Below are 19,627 nucleotides of genomic sequence, written 5' to 3'. Positions count from 1 at the left end.
CGAGGATTTAAAGGAGGAAAAAATATGAGAATATTGCATATGAATGCAGGAGCAGAAGATGGGGGAGGGAAAACACATATTATTTCACTTCTCGATCAGTTTCCAACTGGTGAAGTAGAATTAGCAGTATTTGAAGATGGAATTGTTGCGAAGGAAGCAAGGGAGTTAGGGATAAAAGTCCATGTGTTTTCACAAAAATCGCGCTATGATTTATCCATTTTAAAGAATATAAGTGAATTTATTAATAAAGAAAAATTTGATGTAGTTCATACACATGGCCCTAGGGCTAATTTCTATGTTTCTTTAATGAAAAAGAGAATAAAAGCAAAATGGGTAACGACTATTCATAGTGATCCATTTCAAGACTTTACTAAACAGGGCTTAAAAGGTTGGATTTTTACGAAATTAAATTTGAAAGCCTTAAAAAATATAGACTTATTTTTCGTTGTAACAAATAGATTGAAAAAAAGCCTGGCAGCATTAGGTATTTCAAATGAAAAGATGCATGTTATTTATAATGGAATTGAATACGATAAGGAAAAAGCAGAAGGCTATAATAAAAAAGAAATGTTCAATATTGATGAAGATGTATTTACAGCAATCCAAGTAGCACGATTACATCCTGTCAAAGGACATGAAGTTTTATTCGATGCGTTACAACAAACAAAATTAGAGAAAATTAAAGTATTATTAGTTGGCGATGGCCCATTAGAAGAAAATCTAAAGTCATTAGCTACTGAAAAAGGGATTAACGATAAAGTAGAGTTTTTAGGACATCGTCAAGATGTAAAACAATTATTTGCGTCGTCACATGTAAATTTATTAACTTCCCATAGTGAAGGGTTCCCACTAGTTTTATTAGAAGCGGCAAATCAACGCGTACCATCAATTGTGACTAGGGCTGGAGAAATTGAACCATTAATCGTAGATGAAACTTACGGATGGATTGTGCCAACAGGTGATGGAAAGGCATTAGCATTAGCTTTAGAAGAAGCGTATGATAAGTGGAAAACTGGAGAGTTAGCAGCAATGGGTAAACATATTTATGAGCATGCTACTATGAACTTCTCACTTCAAAAACTATATGAAGATACAAAGGAAACATATAAGCAATTAATAGCGAAAAACTTGTAATGATAGAGAGGATAGTTAACTATGGCAGTACAAACAGTTGATATTCTAGGCGTTCCTTTTTCTACAATGACAATGGATGAAACGGTCCAATATTTAAAAGAACAACTAGAAGCGGAGCGAACTCATACGTTTCAGGTAGTAACAGCAAACCCTGAAATTGTTATGTGCGCAAAAAAGGATGAAAAGTTCTATCAAACATTATTGAATACAGATTTAATTACACCTGATGGTATTGGGGTTGTAAAGGCAAGCGGGATGCTTGGTACACCTTTAAAAGAACGTGTAGCAGGTTTTGATTTAATGTGTAATTTACTTGCGAAGTTATCAGAAGATAGTAAGCCGGTATCTGTTTTCTTATTAGGTGCAAAGCCGCATGTTGTACAAGCTGCAGCAGATCATTTAACAAAGACATATTCAGCTGTATCCATCGCCGGTATACAAGATGGTTATTTTAAACAAGAAGACGAAGAGAATATTATTTCTCGCATTCAAGAAGCAAAACCAGATTTATTACTTGTTGCACTTGGTTTCCCGAGACAAGAGAACTTTATCCAAAACAATAAGCATCGTTTAGAAACGAAAATGGCTGTTGGAGTGGGTGGAAGTTTAGATGTATGGGCTGGAGAGGTAAAACGTGCACCAAAATGGATTCAAGCGATTCATTTAGAGTGGTTTTATAGATTATGCAGTAATCCAACACGCTGGCGTCGTCAGTTAGTATTAGCGGAATTTTTAAAAGAAGTAATGCGTTCGAAAAAGTAGCGAAATATCGCTGCTTTTTTTATTTGTTCATTTTTAATAAATTGAAACTTTAATCAGTGAGGCATCCCCACTGATTATTAGCTCTCACCAATCGGGATAGACGTTTTACTTTTTGGGAATGATGAAGGAGAATTTTTTACACAAAAGTATTTTACTTATACAATTCACACATGTAAAATGATGTGTAAAGACACCTGTGTGAGGAGGACTTCTAGTGGGCAAGGTAAAAGAAATTTCGAAGCGCAAACTACTTGGTATAGCTGGGCTTGGATGGCTATTTGATGCAATGGATGTTGGAATGCTTTCATTTGTAATGGTAGCCTTGCAAAAGGATTGGGGATTAAGTACGCAAGAAATGGGCTGGATAGGCAGTATTAACTCAATCGGTATGGCAGTAGGAGCGCTTATTTTTGGGATACTATCAGATAAAATAGGGCGGAAATCAGTCTTTATTATTACATTATTGTTATTTTCTATCGGTAGTGGTTTAACTGCATTAACAACAACACTTGCAATGTTTCTCCTTTTACGCTTTTTAATTGGTATGGGGCTTGGCGGAGAGCTTCCAGTTGCCTCTACACTAGTATCAGAGAGTGTTGAAGCGCATGAGCGTGGGAGAATTGTTGTGTTATTAGAAAGTTTTTGGGCAGGTGGATGGCTAATTGCAGCTCTTATCTCGTATTTTGTTATTCCTAAATATGGTTGGGAAGTTGCGATGGTATTGAGTGCAATTCCAGCACTATATGCTTTATATTTAAGATGGAATTTACCGGATTCCCCAAGGTTCCAAAAAGTTGAAAAAAAGCCATCTGTTATTGAAAATATAAAATCAGTTTGGTCTGGGGAATATCGTAAAGCAACAATTATGCTATGGATTCTATGGTTTTGTGTTGTCTTTTCCTATTATGGAATGTTCCTTTGGTTACCGAGTGTAATGGTGCTAAAAGGATTTAGTTTAATAAAAAGTTTCCAATACGTACTTATTATGACGTTAGCTCAACTTCCAGGATATTTCACCGCTGCTTGGTTTATTGAACGTCTCGGTCGTAAATTTGTTTTGGTTACGTATTTAATTGGGACAGCTTGCAGTGCTTATTTGTTTGGGGTTGCGGATTCATTAACAGTATTAATTGTGGCAGGTATGCTACTATCCTTCTTTAACTTAGGTGCTTGGGGAGCATTATACGCCTATACACCTGAGCAGTATCCAACGGTTATTCGTGGTACAGGTGCAGGAATGGCAGCAGCATTTGGTCGTATCGGTGGTATCCTTGGGCCACTATTAGTGGGATATTTAGTTGCCTCAGAAGCTTCACTATCATTAATATTTACGATTTTCTGTGGATCAATTTTAATTGGTGTGTTCGCTGTAATAATACTTGGACAGGAAACGAAGCAACGAGAATTAGTATAAAGTGAAAATTTAAACGTATCCTGGATCGTTTATCATCCTACACTACTCGGCTCTTTATAGGCAGTTAGTACGGGATAAAGGGGGAGAGGAAACCGAAGTGGTTTCCTTTTTTCTGTTTTTTTAGATAAATAATGGTATAGTAAGAAAAAGGGATTATTTCTTATAAAAGCGAATGTATACAACAGGACATATGGACAAAGAATTAGGTGGTTGAAGAAATGAAAATTTTACTGATTATGGAAGAGGCAGAAGAGAGAAGAGAGTTAGCTGAAAATTTCACTGAAAATATGAGAAATGTAGAATGTTTTGAAGCAAAGACAGGAACAGAATCTTTATTTATGATGAAAAAACATATACCAGACTTTGTTTTTTTAAGTTCCAAATTACTAGATGGTACTGGTTTTGAATATGCAAGTTTATTACGAGAAATAAATTGCTATACAAAATTTATTTTTGTAGGTGAAAACATAGAAGAATCTATTACAGCTTTTCGTTTCCAAGCATTTTATTATTTATTGCGACCATTTCGTGAAGAAGATTTACAATTTCTTTTATATAAAATAGGTAAAGAACAAGGTGAGAAAGCAAAGAGTTATTTGCGAAAACTACCGATAGAAAGTCAAGAGGGCATACGATATATTCTTCCAGAAGATATCGTATATGTAAGTAAAAATAAAGAAAATAAAACTGTTTCAATTTACACAACGAATAATCAGTATATTTCAACATATACACTTCAGGAATTAGAAAATAAGCTAAATGCATATGATTTTTTACGTGTACATAAAAGCTATTTAATTAATATGTCATATGTAAAAGAACTGAAACCTTATTATAATGGCACGTATAATTTGTATTTAGATAGGTATGATGAGCAACCGATTCCAGTCAGTCGTAATTATGTAAAACGCCTTCGAAATAACATTGAATTATAGTAGATAATGAGAGTATTTTAACATGATAAACTGAAAATCCTTCATGATAGGGAGGATTCAAGTTAAATATTCAGAAAATTTAGTACAATCTCCACTAAGAAATAGTATTGGGGGAATTGTATGTGAAGACATTGAAATCGATCTTACTTTGGGGCGTTATTACAGCAGTAGGAGCAGGTGCTTTTGGGGTAATAGCTTTATCACAAGGTGAAACCATTAATGCTGTATGGCTCTTAGTAGCTGCCGTATGTGTATATGCAGTTGCTTATCGCTTTTATAGTAGATTTATAGCGAGAAAGGTTTTTAATTTAGATGATAATCGGCAAACACCAGCTCATACATTAAATGATGGGAAAGACTATGTTCCAACAAATAAGTGGGTATTGTTTGGACATCACTTTGCAGCGATTGCTGGAGCGGGACCTTTAGTAGGACCGATTTTAGCGGCACAAATGGGGTATTTACCAGGGACCATTTGGATTATTGTTGGGGTAGTTGTTGCGGGGGCTGTCCAAGATTTTGTTATTTTATTTGCTTCAATGAGACGTAATGGTAAATCGTTAGGAGAAATGATTAAAGATGAGATTGGACCTGTTACAGGACTAATTGCAATGATAGGTATTTTAGGAATTATGATTATTTTATTAGCAGTATTAGCGTTGGTCGTAGTAAAGGCACTAATAGGAAGTCCTTGGGGAATGTTTACGATAGCAGCAACGATTCCTATCGCTATTTTAATGGGAGTTTATATGCGCTATATTAGGCCTGGTCGTGTTGGAGAAGGATCAGTAATTGGTATTATCCTACTTATTTTATCTCTTGTTGGAGGACAGTATGTAGCAGAAAATCCAACACTTGCAAGTATGTTCACATTTAGTGGTGAAACAATTGCTATTATGCTTATTGTATATGGATTTATTGCATCTGCATTACCAGTTTGGATGCTTTTAGCACCACGTGATTATTTAAGTACATTTTTAAAAGTCGGAACAATTGTAGGGTTAGCAATCGGTATCTTAATTGTAGCACCAGATTTACAAATGCCAGCAGTTTCGAAATTTATTGATGGAACTGGTCCTGTGTTCTCTGGAAACCTATTCCCTTTCTTATTTATTACTATTGCTTGTGGTGCAGTGTCTGGATTCCATGCTCTTGTTTCATCAGGTACGACGCCGAAGATGATTGAGCAAGAGGGACACGCACAGCCAATCGGTTATGGAGCAATGTTAATGGAGTCGTTTGTAGCAGCGATGGCGATGATTGCAGCTTGTGTATTAACACCGGGAACGTATTTTGCAATTAATAGTCCCGCAGCACTTATCGGTACAGATGTCTCACAGGCAGCTCAAGTTATTTCCTCATGGGGATTTGCTATTACACCAAATGAACTAAAAGATCTTGCTGTAAATGTTGGAGAGCAAACGATTTTATCACGTACAGGTGGTGCGCCAACATTAGCGATAGGTATGGCATATATTTTCTCACAAGTAATAGGTGGAACGGCCATGATGGCATTTTGGTATCATTTTGCGATTCTCTTTGAAGCCCTATTTATTTTAACAACGATTGATGCCGGAACGCGTGTCGGCCGATTTATGATTCAAGATATTTTAGGGCATGTATATAAGCCATTTGGGAAAACGGATTCTACATTAGCGAATGTAATCGCTACAACATTATGTGTATTAGGGTGGGGATATTTCTTATACCAAGGGGTAATAGATCCGCTCGGTGGAATTAATACATTATGGCCACTTTTCGGTATTGCAAATCAAATGCTAGCAGGTATTGCATTATTACTTGGAACGACAATTTTGTTCAAAATGGGGAAAAAGGCGTACGTTTGGGTAACACTTATTCCAACTGTGGGATTGCTTATTGTAACAATGACAGCTGGTTATCAAAAGCTATTTCATGAAAATCCTAAAATCGGATTTCTATCTCACGCGAAGGTGTTTCAGGGAGCGTTAGATGAAGGGAAAGTGTTAGCACCAGCTAAAAATGTTACTCAAATGAAGCAAATTATTTTTAATGATTATATCGATGCAGCGCTTTGTGGGATTTTTATGATAGTTGTAATCGCTGTGTTAATTTCAGCACTTCGAATTTGGATACAAGTATTAAGAAATAAGCCAATGCCGTTAAAAGAGGCACCATATATTCCTAGAGATGAAAGTGAGTCGAGGAACTATGCTTAAAAAGCTGTGGCAAGTATGGGGAGAAAGGAAGCGCTTTATTAGTTTGCTCGTTGGGGTACCAAGTTATGAAGTATATGTGGAGCATATGAAAAAGCATCATCCTGAAGAAGAGGTTTTATGTCAAAAGCAATTTTTTGCTGAGGCACAAGAAGCAAGATTTAACGCAAAGGGTGGAAAAATATCACGCTGTTGTTAATGAAAAAGGGCGAGTTTTCGCCCTTTTTATTTTTTGCTGTTTCACGTGGAACAGCAAAAAATAAATAAAAACTTTGGGAATTATAGGGATTTCGTATAAAATAAAGTAAGGAAAGGGATAGATAGAAAAGTAAGGAGATCATTTTATGTTAAGGGACTTATTTGTAAATACAACAATTATTCTTTCCTTTGTTTTTGTTGGAGGTCAGCTTTTAAGAGATAAGCCGTTAAAAGAAGGATTCTCTTTTGGGCAGAAATGTGTAGTAGGCATTTTTACTGGGATACTAGGTATATTACTAATGTATTTCGGTGTTCGTGTTGGTACCATCCTATTGGATTTACGCTACTTAGCTGTTATTCTAGCTGTTATTATTGGAGGGCCGATAGCGAGTACCATAACAATTATTATGATTTTAGTAACTAGACTGTTGTTTATGGATTATTCATTAGCTTCTCAAGTGGCCTTTTATACAATCATTGCGATAGGAATAGGGAGTATCTTTATTTCGCGTATGAAGCTTTCTTTAGGGGAAAAGTGGGTATGGTTACACGCATATATTTTATCTATTCTAATCCCAGCGTTATATATATGGTTAATTAAAGAGATCCACATAGTGGGATTATATTTAATTTCTAGTATTATTACAGGTTACATAACATTCATAAGTGCAAATTATGTTTTACAATCCAATGAGCTATTTCAAACGATGAAGCAATACGCAACGATAGATGCATTGACAGGTCTAGGAAACGTAAGGCAGTTTGATTTAGAGATGAATCGTCATATTAGTAATAAACACTTGAAAAACGATTCACTTTGTTTACTACTTATAGATATTGACCATTTTAAGCATGTAAATGATACGTATGGGCACCCAGCGGGAGACGAAGTGTTAAAACAAGTAGGGCATATTTTGCGAGAAATGTCAGCATTTCCGGATTTGGTTTTTCGAAAGGGTGGAGAGGAGTTTGCGCTTTTGATATCAAGGAAAGGAATAGCTTATGGAATTCATGTTGGGGAACAAACTCGTATAGCTGTTGAAAAACATTCATTTGAATTGTTAGATGGAACAAAAATAAAAATTACAGTTTCGGTAGGGGTTTCAGAGTATGAAGGGGCATCAGAGCAATTTATTCAAGCGGCGGATGATGCGTTATACTACTCGAAACGAAATGGTAGAAATAAGGTCAGCTCTGCATCTTAAAGATAAGATGACCGGAAGACATAAAGCTTATAAAAAACACTCACAGAGGCAATGTATGAACCTTGTGAGTGTTTTTATTTATATATTAGACAAGTTCTTTTGATACAACGAATTTACGATATGCACCATGGTGAGTTGGACCTACGTATTCGTTAATTTTGAATGAGTAACGAATAGCAGCTGTGATGAATTCTTTAGCAGTTTTTACTGCTTCTTTCACAGGTTTTCCTTTTGCAAGTTCTGCTGTAATTGCAGCAGAATATGTGCAACCTGCGCCGTGTGTATTTGTAGTATCAATTTTTTCTGATTCTAAAAGATCGAATGTTTCTCCATCATATAGGACGTCGATTGCAGTTTCCGTACCAAGTTTGCTTCCGCCTTTAATTAGTACGTATTTGGCACCTAAAGCGTGGATTTTCTTCGCTGCTTCTTTCATGTCCTCAAGAGAATTAATTTTCACACCGCTTAATTGGTAAGCTTCAAATAAGTTTGGCGTTACAACTAATGCCTTTGGCACAAGAACGTCACGTAAGCAATCGTTCGTTTCAGGGTGTAATGCTTCATCTGCACCTTTACATACCATAACAGGGTCAACTACTACATTTTTGAAATTGTGCTTTTCGATTGTTTCTGCAACCATTTCAATAATTTCTACTGATCCAAGCATACCTGTTTTTAAAGCGTCTACGCCAACACCTTCAATTGTTGTTTCTAATTGTGGTTTTAATGTAGAAGCTGGGATTGGAAATACGTTATGTGCCCAACCGTTATGTGGATCCATCGTTACGATTGTTGTAAGAGATGTCATTCCGTATACGCCCAGTTCTTGGAATGTTTTTAAATCTGCTTGTATACCAGCACCGCCACTTGTGTCAGAACCAGCGATAGTAAGTGCTTTATTTAATGTCATTATGAAAGCCCCCTCGAGTGATATAATGAAAACTATGTTTTCACCATTATATCAATGTTACGAATAAGTACAAAGTGAAAAGTAGATGATTTATTTTAAGAGCTATTTAAAATCTTGTATGCAGGAGAATGAGTATGTTTCGAGATAATCGTACGAATGAATTAGTTATATTAAAGGAAATTGCAGAAACTTTAAATACATCAAATGATACATATCATGTATTGCAAGCTGTCCTCGAGAAATTGCTAAGTGTAACAGGTTTAACGACAGGATGGATTTTTCTTGCGGATGAAAATGGGAAGTATACGAAGTTAATTGATTATCAATTACCAGAGGCACTTACATATGAAAATAAACGCCCGATGTGCGAAGGTGAATGTTGGTGTTTACGAGGTTTTGTAGATGGAAAATTAGAGAGAGCCGTTAATATTATTGAATGTAAAAGAATTAATAATGCAATTGAATATAATTGGGGGGATACGGAGGGCATTCTTCATCATGCTACGGTTCCTTTAAAAGCTGGGGGAGAAAAATTTGGGGTGTTAAATGTTGCAAGTCCGGGTAAAACACATTTTTCAGAAGAAGAATTAGTATTACTCCAATCGGTTGCCTTCCAAATTGGTACGGCTTTAAAGCGAACAAAATTATATGAAAATGAAAAGAGAAGAGCACATTATTATGTGAAATTAGAGCGTTTCATTCAAGATTTAAAAATGATTCATAAGTTTAATGTACTACCTGAAAAGGTGGTAAATCACGTAGGTGAAGTATTTCAATGGAATCAAGTAGCGCTTTTTATTAGGGAGGAAAAAGAATTATCTCTGCGAGCGTCTTACGTTCAGGAAGAGTTACAAGAGGATGTAAAAGAGGCGGCCAAGAAGGCGTTAGAACAAGATGAACCAGTTCTAATAAAACATCAAATAGGACATAATGTACATCTAAATCGTGCTGTTATTGCTACACCAATACATATTCAAAACCATATATTTGGTGTTTTATGTGTTAGTTTGAATAATGGAGAGTTTGATGCTAATACAATAGATGTAATTCAAGCATTATCGAACCATGTTTCGTTAATAATAGAGAATTTGAGGTTAAACGAGCAGCGCCGTGAACTTGTACGAATGGAAGAAAGAAATCGGTTAGCAAGAGATTTACATGATTCTGTTTCGCAAAAATTATTTTCATTAACCTTCATGACAAAAGGCGCAGAGGCAGTTTTAAAAGGTAAAAATGAAAAGGTAGATCAATCTTTGCATGAGATGCGTGAACTTGCGCAAGGAGCTTTGAAAGAAATGAGGACATTAATTTGGCAGCTTCGTCCGGCAGGATTAGAAAAAGGATTATTGCCAGCTCTAAAGCAGTACGGTGAAAATTTGGGACTGAAAATTAGGGAGCAAGTTACGGGTGTTCGTGATTTACCTCGTGTAGTAGAAGAAGCTTTGTGGCGCATAGGCCAAGAAGCACTGAACAATGTAAGTAAGCATGCAGGTGTAAAAGAAGCGACGATTTATTTTACAGTGAATGAGAAAAATGTATCATTAGAAATAGTTGATCAAGGAAAGGGCTTTGTGGAAAAGAATATAAAAGAAAAGAAATCGCTAGGTATGACTACGATGCGTGAAAGAGTAGAATTAGTTGGTGGAACAATTAAAATTGTAAGTAGTAATAAACGAACGAGCGTAAAAGTAAATGTACCATTATGATGTGAAAATGAGGGAAGTTTGTGAAAATAAAAGTATTGTTAGTTGATGATCATACAGTCGTTTTAAAAGGATTAGCATTTTTCTTAAGTACACAGGAAGATTTAGAGTTAGTTGGAGAAGCGAATAATGGGAAAGAAGCGTTAGTGAAAGTAGGAGAAACAAATCCCGATGTTATATTAATGGATTTATATATGCCTGAAATGGATGGTGTTGAGGCGACGGCATATATAAAAAAAGAGTATCCAAATGTGAAAGTAATTGTATTAACTAGCTTTTCTGATCAGGCGCATGTGTTACCTGCATTAAGGGCTGGAGCAAGTGGGTATATTTTAAAAGATGTAGAACCAGATCAGCTTGTTGAGGCTATTCGAAGCGCATATAAAGGTAATATTCAATTACATCCGGATATAGCAAATGCTCTTCTCTCTCAAACATTACCTGTAGAAGAAAAGGAAGAAGAATCTTCTATTCAAGTGGATGTGCTAACAGCGAGAGAAAATGAAGTATTGCAGCTATTAGCGAAAGGGATGAGCAATAAGGAAATTGCATCTGTTTTAGTTATTACAGAAAAGACGGTTAAGGCGCATGTAAGTAGTATTTTGAGTAAGTTGAATTTATCTGATCGTACGCAAGCGGCATTATATGCAGTTAAAAATGGAATTGTATAAGACGAAAGTCGTAAGACCAAGTTCGCCTTTAGAAGGTGGACTTTTTTTATGGAAAAATACGTCTATGTGAGGACGAAATTGTCTTTATATAAAGATAAAATATGTTTGTAAGCAACAAAACAACAATTACAAGGGATACCTTTTTTGAAAGCATATAACAACATAAGAGTGAGTACTAGGAGGAATAAATAATGGCAACAGTTTTATTCGTTAAAGCAAATAACCGTCCAGCGGAACAAGCAGTTAGTGTAAAATTATATGAGGCATTTTTAGCAAACTATAAAGAAGCACACCCAAATGATACAGTAGTAGAACTTGATTTATATAAAGAAGAATTACCATACGTAGGCGTAGACATGATCAATGGTACATTCAAGGTAGGTAAAGGATTTGATTTAACAGAAGAAGAAGCAAAAGCAGTAGCAGTTGCTGATAAGTATTTAAATCAATTCCTAGAAGCTGATAAAGTTGTTTTCGGCTTCCCATTATGGAACTTAACGATTCCAGCAGTATTGCACACATATATTGATTATTTAAACCGTGCTGGTAAAACGTTCAAATATACGCCAGAGGGTCCAGTTGGCCTAATTGGAGATAAGAAGATTGCATTATTAAATGCAAGAGGCGGCGTATATTCAGAAGGTCCAGCAGCTGAGGTAGAAATGGCTGTTAAATATGTAGCAAGTATGATGGGCTTCTTCGGCGCAACAAACATGGAAACAGTAATTATTGAAGGACATAACCAATTCCCAGATAAAGCAGAAGAAATCATTGCTACAGGTCTTGAAGAAGCAGCTAAAGTAGCAAGTAAATTTTAATTAAAATGATAATCGTCACTCGAAAAAGCAGCATTAACATGTAAACGTTAATGCTGCTTTTTTTATATTTTTAGTTCATCAGCAAGTTTTTTTAATTGAATTCGATCTCGTATGTAATAGGTTCTTCCGTCTTTTTTTAAGTAATTTTGTTGGCAAAACTGATTTAATACATATAAAAGATGACGGTAGCTGACATTTAAATATTCCGAGGCCTCAGTATGCTTTTCTATATAACAATTATTTTGTTCTGTTAATAAAATAAAAGCAGCTAATCGATTTTCAAAAGGATAACTATAGTTTTTTGCGTAATTTTCAGTGCGAGTAATTGTCTTTTCTCCAATAAATTTGCATAAGTGCTGTAAAAATGTTGCATCTTGTAATAAAAGTTGCTGACAATCTTTAAGAGGAAGTGCCAAACAAACACAATCTTCTAGTACTTCAACGGACTTAGTAATATTTTCTACTCCTATTAATCCTAATTCCCCGATAAAAGATGGTGCTTGAATAAAATTAATTAATGAAACCTTCCCGTTTTTATGACTCATATATATTTTTGCCTTCCCAGAAATTAAGTAATAGAGATAAGGGAGAGTATTTCCTTCGCTACATATCATCTCTTTCGTTTGAAAAGAATGTAGCTCTACATATGGCAAGACATGAAATGAAAATAGGGTATGGAATTGATGGATTTGCATGTATTGATAAATTTCTTCCTCATTTTTGCTGATTTTCATATTTTCACCTCTATTTATAGTATGAGATATCTCCTATTATCTTTACAAGAAGGAATGATACGATTTATGTAAATTTGTTTTTGTAGAAAAGAGAGTGTGATGAGTTTATGAAAAAATATAAAACATTGCTATTTGATGTAGATGATACATTATTAGATTTCCAAAAGGCTGAAAAAGTGGCTTTACGGGTGCTTTTTGAAGAGAAGGGAATCCCTTTAACAGACGAGATAGAGGCTCGTTATAAAAAAATAAATAAAGGTCTTTGGGATGCTTTTGAAAAAGGGGAACTATCACGCAATGAAGTTGTAAATACACGATTCTCTCTGTTGTTTAAAGAGTATGGAGAAGCAGTAGATGGAATATTATTCGAAAATAATTACCGTAACTACTTAGAAGAAGGAAATCAACTCATGCAAGGTGCGTTTGAATTTATAAATCAAATTCAAGGGGAGTATGAGTTGTATATAGTGACAAATGGTGTTTCTAAGACGCAAGATAAACGTTTGCGTAATGCAGGGTTACATTCATTGTTTAAAGATGTTTTTGTTTCGGAAGATACAGGTTTTCAAAAGCCGATGAAAGAGTATTTTGATTATGTTTTTGAACGGATTCCTAACTTTGCACCTGAAGAAGGGCTGATTATTGGGGATTCATTAAGCGCGGATATTAAAGGTGGATATGTAGCGGGAATTGATACTTGTTGGTTTAATCCAGAAAGGAAGTTAAATGATAGTGGGATTATACCGACATATGAAGTGCATAATTTTGAGGAGTTAGAAGCGTTATTGAAGCAGCATGTGTAATAAAAAAATAGACAGTGGAGCTTTCGTCCCCACTGCCTATTTTTATTTTCGTTATGTTTTGGGAGTGGAAAGGCATTCCCGATAGCAGCTGCACCAAGCATGGGCAATAGTAAATTAAGCGGGAAAAACATAAGTAATAGTAATGTTATAGCTATTGGCTTTCGTAACGCATAGCTTGAAATTGCTGTTGTTACGATGGCAACAGATGCTACTGGATCTATAGGAAGAATAGATGCTACAGCGTATCCGATACTTGACCCAGAAAATATAATTGGGAAGATATGTCCACCTCGCCACCCTGTGTTCAAACAAACGGCAGTAATGCACAACTTTAAAATCCCTGAAAGAAGTAGTATCCAAAAAGATAAATGGCTCCATTCAACAACTAATTCTTTTAATTGATGTTCCCCTGAAAATAATGTGTACGGAAGAAAGGTTCCCGCAATTCCTAATAAAATACCACCGATAATTCCGAGTGTCAGCTTGTATTCTCTAAAAGGGTGAATTAACTTTTCTAATGTGAATTCTAACTTGAAATAAAAGAAACCAACTATAGCACCGATACTAGCAAGTGGAAGAAATGCAATCCATTCATTGAAAGAAAGTGTACCTTCCCCGAAATCAACAATAAAGGATCCACGATTATCAAGTTTACTCAGTAGTAAATAAACAGAAAAACCTGCGAAAGTAGTAGCTAAGTATACAATCGCTTTTTTTCCTTTAGAAAAAGCAGCAATTTCTTCCCCCTCATTTTCATTTGGTGCTAAATAACCGAATAATGGTGCGTTAAAAATGACACTTAAAGTAGCGCCAATTCCGATCTCGGTTAGCTCATTCATACCCTTTAAGGCAAATTTAAAGCGATCCCCTACCCATGTGCACAGTCCGCCTATAATTCCAACTAGTGCGGCTTCTGGACCAAGACTAGCACCGAAAATTAAAACAATAATCGCTGTTAAAGTAGCCCGATGGACAAAGCGATATTCGATTCGACCAGTTTTTTTATATTCAGCCATTACTTCAGGCATAAGGCGTGGGTATGTACCGAAATGTTTTTGTGATAGACCAACAAGGACCCCGCCAATTATTGTTACGCAAAGGGTGTAATAAGAGGGAAAAGAGAGAACTTCAGGCAAGTATCCCCAAATAAAGTGGATTCCAATATTTATTGTGACTAAAAATAACCAGACTGTAGCTCCTACTATAGATCCTAGAAGAATGCCATATAGAGCAAGTATGTAATGCATATCTTTTTTATTTGTCATGTTATACCTCCGTTATGTAAATCTTAGTAGGGAAAAAAGTGAAATATACTAGTGAAAAATGGATTGAATATATATAGTATCTTTTTGAGAAGATGGCCTATTCAACATATAGGCTAACTTTTGGGGAATTTGAATTTATAGGTTAAATTACTTATTTAATTTTATAGACTGATTTGAGGTTTTTAAAGGTCTTTTTTGAAATAGACTAGAATATATTTCTTTTGTTGCTTTATATGAAACTGTTAACATTTATTTTAGAACATTCAGAAAAACTGTTTGACATTAGGAAATTATTGCTATAAAATCAACGGTAATTGCATAGTCTTATCAAGAAAAGGTGGAGGGACAGGCCCGATGAAACCTTGGCAACAGCCGTATAACGGAATTGTGCCAAATCCTGCAGGTAGTAATCCTGAGAGATAAGAAAGAGCCTTTAGAGCGTGTTTTCAAACTGCTCCTTTCTTGTTTTCAGGAAAGGGGCAGTTTTTTATTTTGTATAAAAGAAAGGAGAATGAGAGATGGGAGAATCATGGGGAAAAGGAACAATTTGTGTGCAAGGTGGCTATACGCCAAAGAATGGTGAACCACGTGTTTTACCACTTTATCAAAGCACAACGTATAAATACGATACTTCGGATGATTTAGCAGCTCTATTTAACTTAGAGGCAGAAGGATATATTTATACACGTATTGGAAACCCTACTTTAGCAGCATTTGAGCAGAAGTTATCAGATTTAGAAGGCGGTGTAGGAGCTGTTGCAACGGCTTCTGGGCAAGCAGCTATTATGCTCGCAGTTTTAAATATTTGTAGTAGTGGAGACCATTTACTTTGCTCTTCAACTGTTTACGGGGGAACGTTTAATTTATTTGGGGTGAGTTTACGTAAGCTTGGCATTGATGTTACGTTCTTTAATCCAAATTTAACGGCAGATGAAATTACGGCACTTGCTAACGATAAGACGAAACTTATCTATGCAGAATCATTAGGAAATCCAGCGATGAATGTTTTAAATTTCAAAGAATTTTCAGCTGCCGCTAAAGAATTAGAGGTACCTTTTATCGTTGATAATACATTAGCAACTCCTTATTTATGCCAAGCGTTTGAATATGGGGCAAATATTATTGTTCATTCTACGACTAAATATATCGATGGGCATGCGAGCTCTTTAGGCGGTATTGTAATTGACGGTGGAAACTTTGATTGGACAAATGGAAAATATCCTGAGCTTGTTGAACCAGATCCAAGTTATCACGGTGTAAGTTACGTTCAAAACTTTGGTGCAGCAGCGTATATTGTGAAAGCACGTGTTCAGCTATTAAGAGATTATGGAAATTGTATGAGCCCATTCAATGCATATATTAGCAATATTGGCTTAGAAACATTGCATTTACGAATGGAGCGTCATAGCGAAAATGCTCTTGCAGTTGCTAAGTGGCTTGCTAATCATGAACGTATTGAATGGGTGAATTATCCAGGCTTAGATAGTAATGAAAATTACTCATTAGCACAACAGTACTTGAAAAAAGGTGCTAGTGGTGTTTTAACTTTCGGTATTAAAGGCGGACTAGAAGCAGCAAAAGAATTTATCGCAAATGTAAAACTAGCAACTCTTGTAACGCACGTAGCTGATGCACGAACTTGCGTTATACATCCTGCTAGTACGACGCATAGACAATTAAATGCTGAAGATCAGCGTTTAGCTGGTGTTACATCTGATTTAATTCGTTTATCGGTTGGTATAGAAGATGTTTCTGATATTATTGCAGATTTGGAAGCAGCTCTAGTTGGAGGCAAAACACATGCCGATCATAATTGATAAAGATTTACCGGCTCGCAAAGTGTTGCAAAAAGAAAATATTTTTGTAATGACGAAGGAGCGGGCAGAAACACAAGATATACGTGCTTTAAAAATTGCTATATTAAATTTAATGCCAACGAAGCAAGACACAGAGGCGCAATTACTTCGCTTAATTGGAAACACACCGTTACAATTAGATGTTCATTTGCTTCATATGGAATCACATCTATCGCGTAATGTAACGCAAGAACATTTAACAAGCTTTTATAAAACGTTTCGTGATATTGAAAATGAAAAGTTTGATGGGCTCATTATTACAGGAGCGCCAGTGGAGACCCTTGCTTTTGAAGAGGTAGATTATTGGGAAGAGCTTAAACATATTATGGAGTATTCAAAAACGAATGTAACATCTACGCTCCATATTTGCTGGGGGGCACAGGCTGGCTTGTACTATCATTATGGTGTTCCAAAGTATCCCCTTAAGGAAAAAATGTTTGGTGTATTTGAACATGAAGTTTGCGAGCAACATGTGAAATTATTACAAGGATTTGATGAATTGTTTTTTGCTCCGCATTCTCGTCATACAGAAGTACGAGAGAATGATATTAGAGAAGTGAAAGAATTAACATTGTTAGCAAACTCTGAAGAAGCAGGTGTTCACCTTGTTATTGGGCCAGAAGGAAGGCAAGTGTTTGCCCTTGGACATAGCGAATATAGTTGTGAGACGTTAAAACAAGAATACGAACGAGATCGTGACAAGGGATTAAATATTGATGTGCCAAAAAACTATTTTAAACATAATAATCCAGATGAAAAGCCGCTTGTTAGGTGGAGGAGTCATGGTAATTTATTGTTTTCTAATTGGTTGAATTATTACGTGTATCAAGAAACCCCTTATATATTGTAAAGAAAGATTGTGTAACACGTGGTAACGTTTTCCTTGTAAAGATTAACCTTTATTTTTCCGAATGTTCAAAATACATTGTTTTTCAGATTTTTTACTCATATAATTTCATCTAAACACAATTTTTGAGGGGTGGACAGTACTATGAAAGAAATTCAAGTTGGGTTATTAGGTCTTGGAACAGTTGGCAGTGGTGTGGTTCGTATTATTACGGATCATCAAGAACGACTCATACACCAAGTAGGTTGTCCAGTGAAGGTAACGAAAGTATTAGTGCAAAACATTGAGAAAGAGAGAGAAGTAGAGGTACCCTCTACTCTATTAACACAAGATGCAAATGAAATTTTAGATAATCCAAATATTGATGTTGTCATTGAAGTGATGGGTGGCATTGATGATGCAAAATCATATATTTTACAAGCTTTAAAAAGCGGAAAGCATGTTGTAACTGCAAATAAAGACTTAATGGCATTACATGGAGCTGAATTATTAGCGACAGCAAAAGATAATAAGGCTGATTTATTCTATGAGGCGAGTGTGGCAGGGGGAATTCCAATTTTACGCAGTATCGTAGAAGGACTTTCTTCAGATCTTATTACGAAAGTAATGGGAATTGTAAATGGAACAACAAATTTTATTTTGACGAAAATGTCAGACGAAGGGAGAGCATATAACGACGTGTTAAAAGAAGCCCAACAACTTGGATTTGCAGAAGCAGATCCAACATCAGATGTAGAAGGTTTAGATGCAGCAAGAAAAATGACGATTTTAGCTACCCTCGGTTTCTCTACAAATGTAGAGCTTGGAGATGTGAAAGTAAAAGGGATTACCTCTATTACAGAGGAAGATATTGAATACAGTAAGAGCTTAGGTTATACAATTAAATTAATCGGTCTTGCAAAACGAGATGGTGAAAAATTGGAGGTTACAGTTGAACCAACTTTACTTCCAAATACACATCCTCTTGCAGCAGTACAAAATGAATATAACGCTGTGTATGTGTACGGTGAAGCAGTTGGGGAAACGATGTTTTATGGACCAGGCGCAGGAAGTTTACCGACAGCTACAGCTGTTGTTTCGGATTTAGTTGCTGTAATGCAAAATATTAGATTAGGGGTAACAGGAAATAGTGCTGTAGTCCCACAATATCAAAAAGTATTAAAAGAGCCAGACGAAATTGTCGTGAAAAAGTTTTTAAGACTGCATGTAAAAGACGAAATTGGTGTATTTGCAAAAATTACTTCATTGTTCTCTGAGCGCGGAGTTAGCTTTGAGAAAATTATTCAAATGCCGCTTGAAGAGAAAGGAAAGGCTGAAATTGTAATTGTAACGCATCGTGCGTCTCTTGCTGATTATGATTATATTCTACATACGTTGCAAGGGTATGAAGAAATAGATTGTTTGAAAGCGAACTATCGAATTGAAGGGGATGCTAAGTAGTATCTCTTACCATAAAACAGAAAGAGCCTATTAAGCAGCTTGCTTAATAGGCTCTTTTCTATTTAAAATCTGCGTACCAACTTGAATAAATGCTTGGATAATCCAGCCTGTTGTAAAGGATAAGATGATTGTTCCAAAATAGATAGGTCCATCTAATAAAAAGCTTAACGTTAAAAATAAAAAGGCTAATGAAATCTCTGTTCTTCTAAACGTCCATTTTTTCTTCTCGGCAACCGTTAAAACGAAAGCTTCTTGAGGCGCTGCACAAAGGTTTGTAGAGACGTAAAGACCAATTCCAACTCCAACGAATAGATTTCCGCAAATAAGTGTTATATATTTTGGAAGAGAGCGGATAGCGTCCATAATAGTTGTAATGGAACCAATCCAATCAACAAAAAGAGAAATAAGAACCATCGTTACAATTGTACCGATTGTAATTTGTTTTCTATTCCAAAAGAGTACGATAAGTGTAAAGGCAAAGTTAATCATGAAAATCCAAAAACCAATACTTATCCCAAAATTTTGATATAGTGCAATAAAGAAGGAATCATAAGGGCTAAGTCCAAAGGAAGTAATTGTCGTCATCATATTAATACCGATGGCAAGAATGAGTAAACCGCCAATGAAAAATATATATTCTAATTTGAATCGAAGCATAGTTGTATATCCTTTCTAAATGTATTTGCTAGGAAAGGATATATTGTGGAAAGCTTACCAGGTCAAGGAAGAATTTTTGT

Annotated in this window: 17 protein-coding genes, 1 pseudogene and 1 riboswitch; of the genes and pseudogenes, 14 read left to right on the top strand and 4 right to left on the bottom strand. The window is 35.7% G+C overall.

Features of this window, described 5'->3' with window-relative positions; genetic code table 11:
• Nucleotides 1-24 precede the first annotated feature (24 nt).
• The 7 genes from MR136_RS10230 (at nt 25) to MR136_RS10200 (ending at nt 7,843) form a co-directional block, all read left to right on the top strand.
• The gene (locus MR136_RS10230) at nt 25-1,134 is read left to right on the top strand and encodes a glycosyltransferase family 4 protein (RefSeq protein ID WP_001221227.1); all 1,110 of its coding nucleotides are present in this window, start codon (nt 25-27) and stop codon (nt 1,132-1,134) included.
• A 21-nt stretch (nt 1,135-1,155) separates the two neighbouring features.
• Nucleotides 1,156-1,896: a WecB/TagA/CpsF family glycosyltransferase gene (locus tag MR136_RS10225; RefSeq protein ID WP_000290748.1), complete on the top strand. Its 741-nt coding sequence runs from the start codon at nt 1,156-1,158 to the stop codon at nt 1,894-1,896.
• A 214-nt stretch (nt 1,897-2,110) separates the two neighbouring features.
• On the top strand, nt 2,111-3,310 hold the full coding sequence (locus MR136_RS10220; RefSeq protein WP_017672918.1) for an MFS transporter: 1,200 nt from the start codon (nt 2,111-2,113) through the stop codon (nt 3,308-3,310).
• Nucleotides 3,311-3,528: 218 nt separating this feature from the next.
• The gene (locus MR136_RS10215; RefSeq protein WP_000698256.1) at nt 3,529-4,245 is read left to right on the top strand and encodes a LytR/AlgR family response regulator transcription factor; all 717 of its coding nucleotides are present in this window, start codon (nt 3,529-3,531) and stop codon (nt 4,243-4,245) included.
• Nucleotides 4,246-4,367: 122 nt separating this feature from the next.
• On the top strand, nt 4,368-6,443 hold the full coding sequence (gene cstA, locus MR136_RS10210; RefSeq protein ID WP_000854312.1) for a carbon starvation protein CstA: 2,076 nt from the start codon (nt 4,368-4,370) through the stop codon (nt 6,441-6,443).
• Nucleotides 6,436-6,639, top strand: a complete 204-nt coding sequence (locus tag MR136_RS10205) for a YbdD/YjiX family protein (RefSeq protein WP_000914503.1) — start codon at nt 6,436-6,438, stop codon at nt 6,637-6,639. The genes cstA and MR136_RS10205 overlap by 8 nt, the downstream gene beginning before the upstream one ends.
• 145 nt (nt 6,640-6,784) lie before the next feature.
• Nucleotides 6,785-7,843, top strand: coding sequence for a GGDEF domain-containing protein (locus tag MR136_RS10200; RefSeq protein ID WP_242259362.1), 1,059 nt, complete (start codon nt 6,785-6,787; stop codon nt 7,841-7,843).
• Nucleotides 7,844-7,928: 85 nt separating this feature from the next.
• Here MR136_RS10200 and pdxK read toward each other — a convergent pair whose 3' ends face one another.
• On the bottom strand, nt 7,929-8,753 hold the full coding sequence (pdxK, locus tag MR136_RS10195; RefSeq protein WP_000174252.1) for a pyridoxine/pyridoxal/pyridoxamine kinase: 825 nt from the start codon (nt 8,751-8,753) through the stop codon (nt 7,929-7,931).
• A 134-nt stretch (nt 8,754-8,887) separates the two neighbouring features.
• Between pdxK and MR136_RS10190 the strand changes: the two genes are divergently transcribed.
• The 3 genes from MR136_RS10190 to MR136_RS10180 all read left to right on the top strand — a co-directional run bounded on the left by MR136_RS10190 (nt 8,888) and on the right by MR136_RS10180 (nt 11,945).
• Nucleotides 8,888-10,459 carry a GAF domain-containing sensor histidine kinase gene (locus tag MR136_RS10190; protein ID WP_000488138.1) on the top strand — a complete coding sequence of 524 codons (1,572 nt, stop codon included), beginning with the start codon at nt 8,888-8,890 and terminating at the stop codon, nt 10,457-10,459.
• A gap of 20 nt (nt 10,460-10,479) precedes the next feature.
• Nucleotides 10,480-11,127, top strand: a complete 648-nt coding sequence (locus tag MR136_RS10185; RefSeq protein ID WP_000695801.1) for a response regulator — start codon at nt 10,480-10,482, stop codon at nt 11,125-11,127.
• A gap of 191 nt (nt 11,128-11,318) precedes the next feature.
• Complete coding sequence (locus MR136_RS10180; protein WP_000246734.1) at nt 11,319-11,945, top strand: FMN-dependent NADH-azoreductase; 627 nt, start codon at nt 11,319-11,321, stop codon at nt 11,943-11,945.
• A 62-nt stretch (nt 11,946-12,007) separates the two neighbouring features.
• Here MR136_RS10180 and MR136_RS10175 read toward each other — a convergent pair whose 3' ends face one another.
• Nucleotides 12,008-12,679, bottom strand: a complete 672-nt coding sequence (locus MR136_RS10175; RefSeq protein ID WP_000703310.1) for a transcriptional regulator YeiL — start codon at nt 12,677-12,679, stop codon at nt 12,008-12,010.
• Between the two features lie 107 nt (nt 12,680-12,786).
• On the opposite strand from MR136_RS10175, the gene MR136_RS10170 reads away from it, so the two are divergent.
• Nucleotides 12,787-13,482, top strand: coding sequence for a YjjG family noncanonical pyrimidine nucleotidase (locus tag MR136_RS10170; protein ID WP_061457934.1), 696 nt, complete (start codon nt 12,787-12,789; stop codon nt 13,480-13,482).
• Nucleotides 13,483-13,520: 38 nt separating this feature from the next.
• Here MR136_RS10170 and MR136_RS10165 read toward each other — a convergent pair.
• A pseudogene (locus MR136_RS10165) lies at nt 13,521-14,747 on the bottom strand (chloride channel protein); the annotation flags it as partial.
• A 321-nt stretch (nt 14,748-15,068) separates the two neighbouring features.
• Nucleotides 15,069-15,173, top strand: a riboswitch (SAM riboswitch).
• Between the two features lie 92 nt (nt 15,174-15,265).
• Between MR136_RS10165 and MR136_RS10160 the strand changes: the two are divergent.
• The 3 genes from MR136_RS10160 (at nt 15,266) to MR136_RS10150 (ending at nt 18,890) form a co-directional block, all read left to right on the top strand.
• Entirely contained in the window at nt 15,266-16,564 is a 1,299-nt protein-coding gene (locus MR136_RS10160) for a bifunctional O-acetylhomoserine aminocarboxypropyltransferase/cysteine synthase (RefSeq protein ID WP_000504787.1), read from the top strand.
• Nucleotides 16,548-17,453 (top strand): homoserine O-acetyltransferase MetA, encoded by a 906-nt coding sequence (gene metA, locus MR136_RS10155; protein ID WP_001121536.1) that lies wholly within the window; start codon nt 16,548-16,550, stop codon nt 17,451-17,453. Before MR136_RS10160 ends, metA begins: the two co-directional genes overlap by 17 nt.
• A gap of 141 nt (nt 17,454-17,594) precedes the next feature.
• Nucleotides 17,595-18,890 (top strand): homoserine dehydrogenase, encoded by a 1,296-nt coding sequence (locus tag MR136_RS10150; protein ID WP_000659109.1) that lies wholly within the window; start codon nt 17,595-17,597, stop codon nt 18,888-18,890.
• A gap of 30 nt (nt 18,891-18,920) precedes the next feature.
• On the opposite strand, the gene MR136_RS10145 is transcribed toward MR136_RS10150, so the two are convergent.
• Nucleotides 18,921-19,547: a YczE/YyaS/YitT family protein gene (locus tag MR136_RS10145; protein WP_000943418.1), complete on the bottom strand. Its 627-nt coding sequence runs from the start codon at nt 19,545-19,547 to the stop codon at nt 18,921-18,923.
• Nucleotides 19,548-19,627: the final 80 nt, after the last annotated feature.

Source organism: Bacillus cereus group sp. BfR-BA-01311, from assembly GCF_022664295.1.
Classification (GTDB): domain Bacteria; phylum Bacillota; class Bacilli; order Bacillales; family Bacillaceae_G; genus Bacillus_A; species Bacillus_A cereus.
This window is presented reverse-complemented; position numbering and strand designations above follow the sequence as displayed.

Bases quoted from the DNA above. Each gene is read 5' to 3' on its own strand.
- MR136_RS10230 (WP_001221227.1), top strand. From the start codon at position 25: ATGAGAATATTGCATATGAATGCAGGAGCAGAAGATGGGGGAGGGAAA.
- MR136_RS10225 (WP_000290748.1), top strand. From the start codon at position 1,156: ATGGCAGTACAAACAGTTGATATTCTAGGCGTTCCTTTTTCTACAATG.
- MR136_RS10215 (WP_000698256.1), top strand. From the start codon at position 3,529: ATGAAAATTTTACTGATTATGGAAGAGGCAGAAGAGAGAAGAGAGTTA.
- MR136_RS10205 (WP_000914503.1), top strand. From the start codon at position 6,436: ATGCTTAAAAAGCTGTGGCAAGTATGGGGAGAAAGGAAGCGCTTTATT.
- MR136_RS10200 (WP_242259362.1), top strand. From the start codon at position 6,785: ATGTTAAGGGACTTATTTGTAAATACAACAATTATTCTTTCCTTTGTT.
- pdxK (WP_000174252.1), bottom strand. From the start codon at position 8,753: ATGACATTAAATAAAGCACTTACTATCGCTGGTTCTGACACAAGTGGC.
- MR136_RS10190 (WP_000488138.1), top strand. From the start codon at position 8,888: ATGTTTCGAGATAATCGTACGAATGAATTAGTTATATTAAAGGAAATT.
- MR136_RS10180 (WP_000246734.1), top strand. From the start codon at position 11,319: ATGGCAACAGTTTTATTCGTTAAAGCAAATAACCGTCCAGCGGAACAA.
- MR136_RS10175 (WP_000703310.1), bottom strand. From the start codon at position 12,679: ATGAAAATCAGCAAAAATGAGGAAGAAATTTATCAATACATGCAAATC.
- MR136_RS10170 (WP_061457934.1), top strand. From the start codon at position 12,787: ATGAAAAAATATAAAACATTGCTATTTGATGTAGATGATACATTATTA.
- MR136_RS10160 (WP_000504787.1), top strand. From the start codon at position 15,266: ATGGGAGAATCATGGGGAAAAGGAACAATTTGTGTGCAAGGTGGCTAT.
- metA (WP_001121536.1), top strand. From the start codon at position 16,548: ATGCCGATCATAATTGATAAAGATTTACCGGCTCGCAAAGTGTTGCAA.
- MR136_RS10150 (WP_000659109.1), top strand. From the start codon at position 17,595: ATGAAAGAAATTCAAGTTGGGTTATTAGGTCTTGGAACAGTTGGCAGT.
- MR136_RS10145 (WP_000943418.1), bottom strand. From the start codon at position 19,547: ATGCTTCGATTCAAATTAGAATATATATTTTTCATTGGCGGTTTACTC.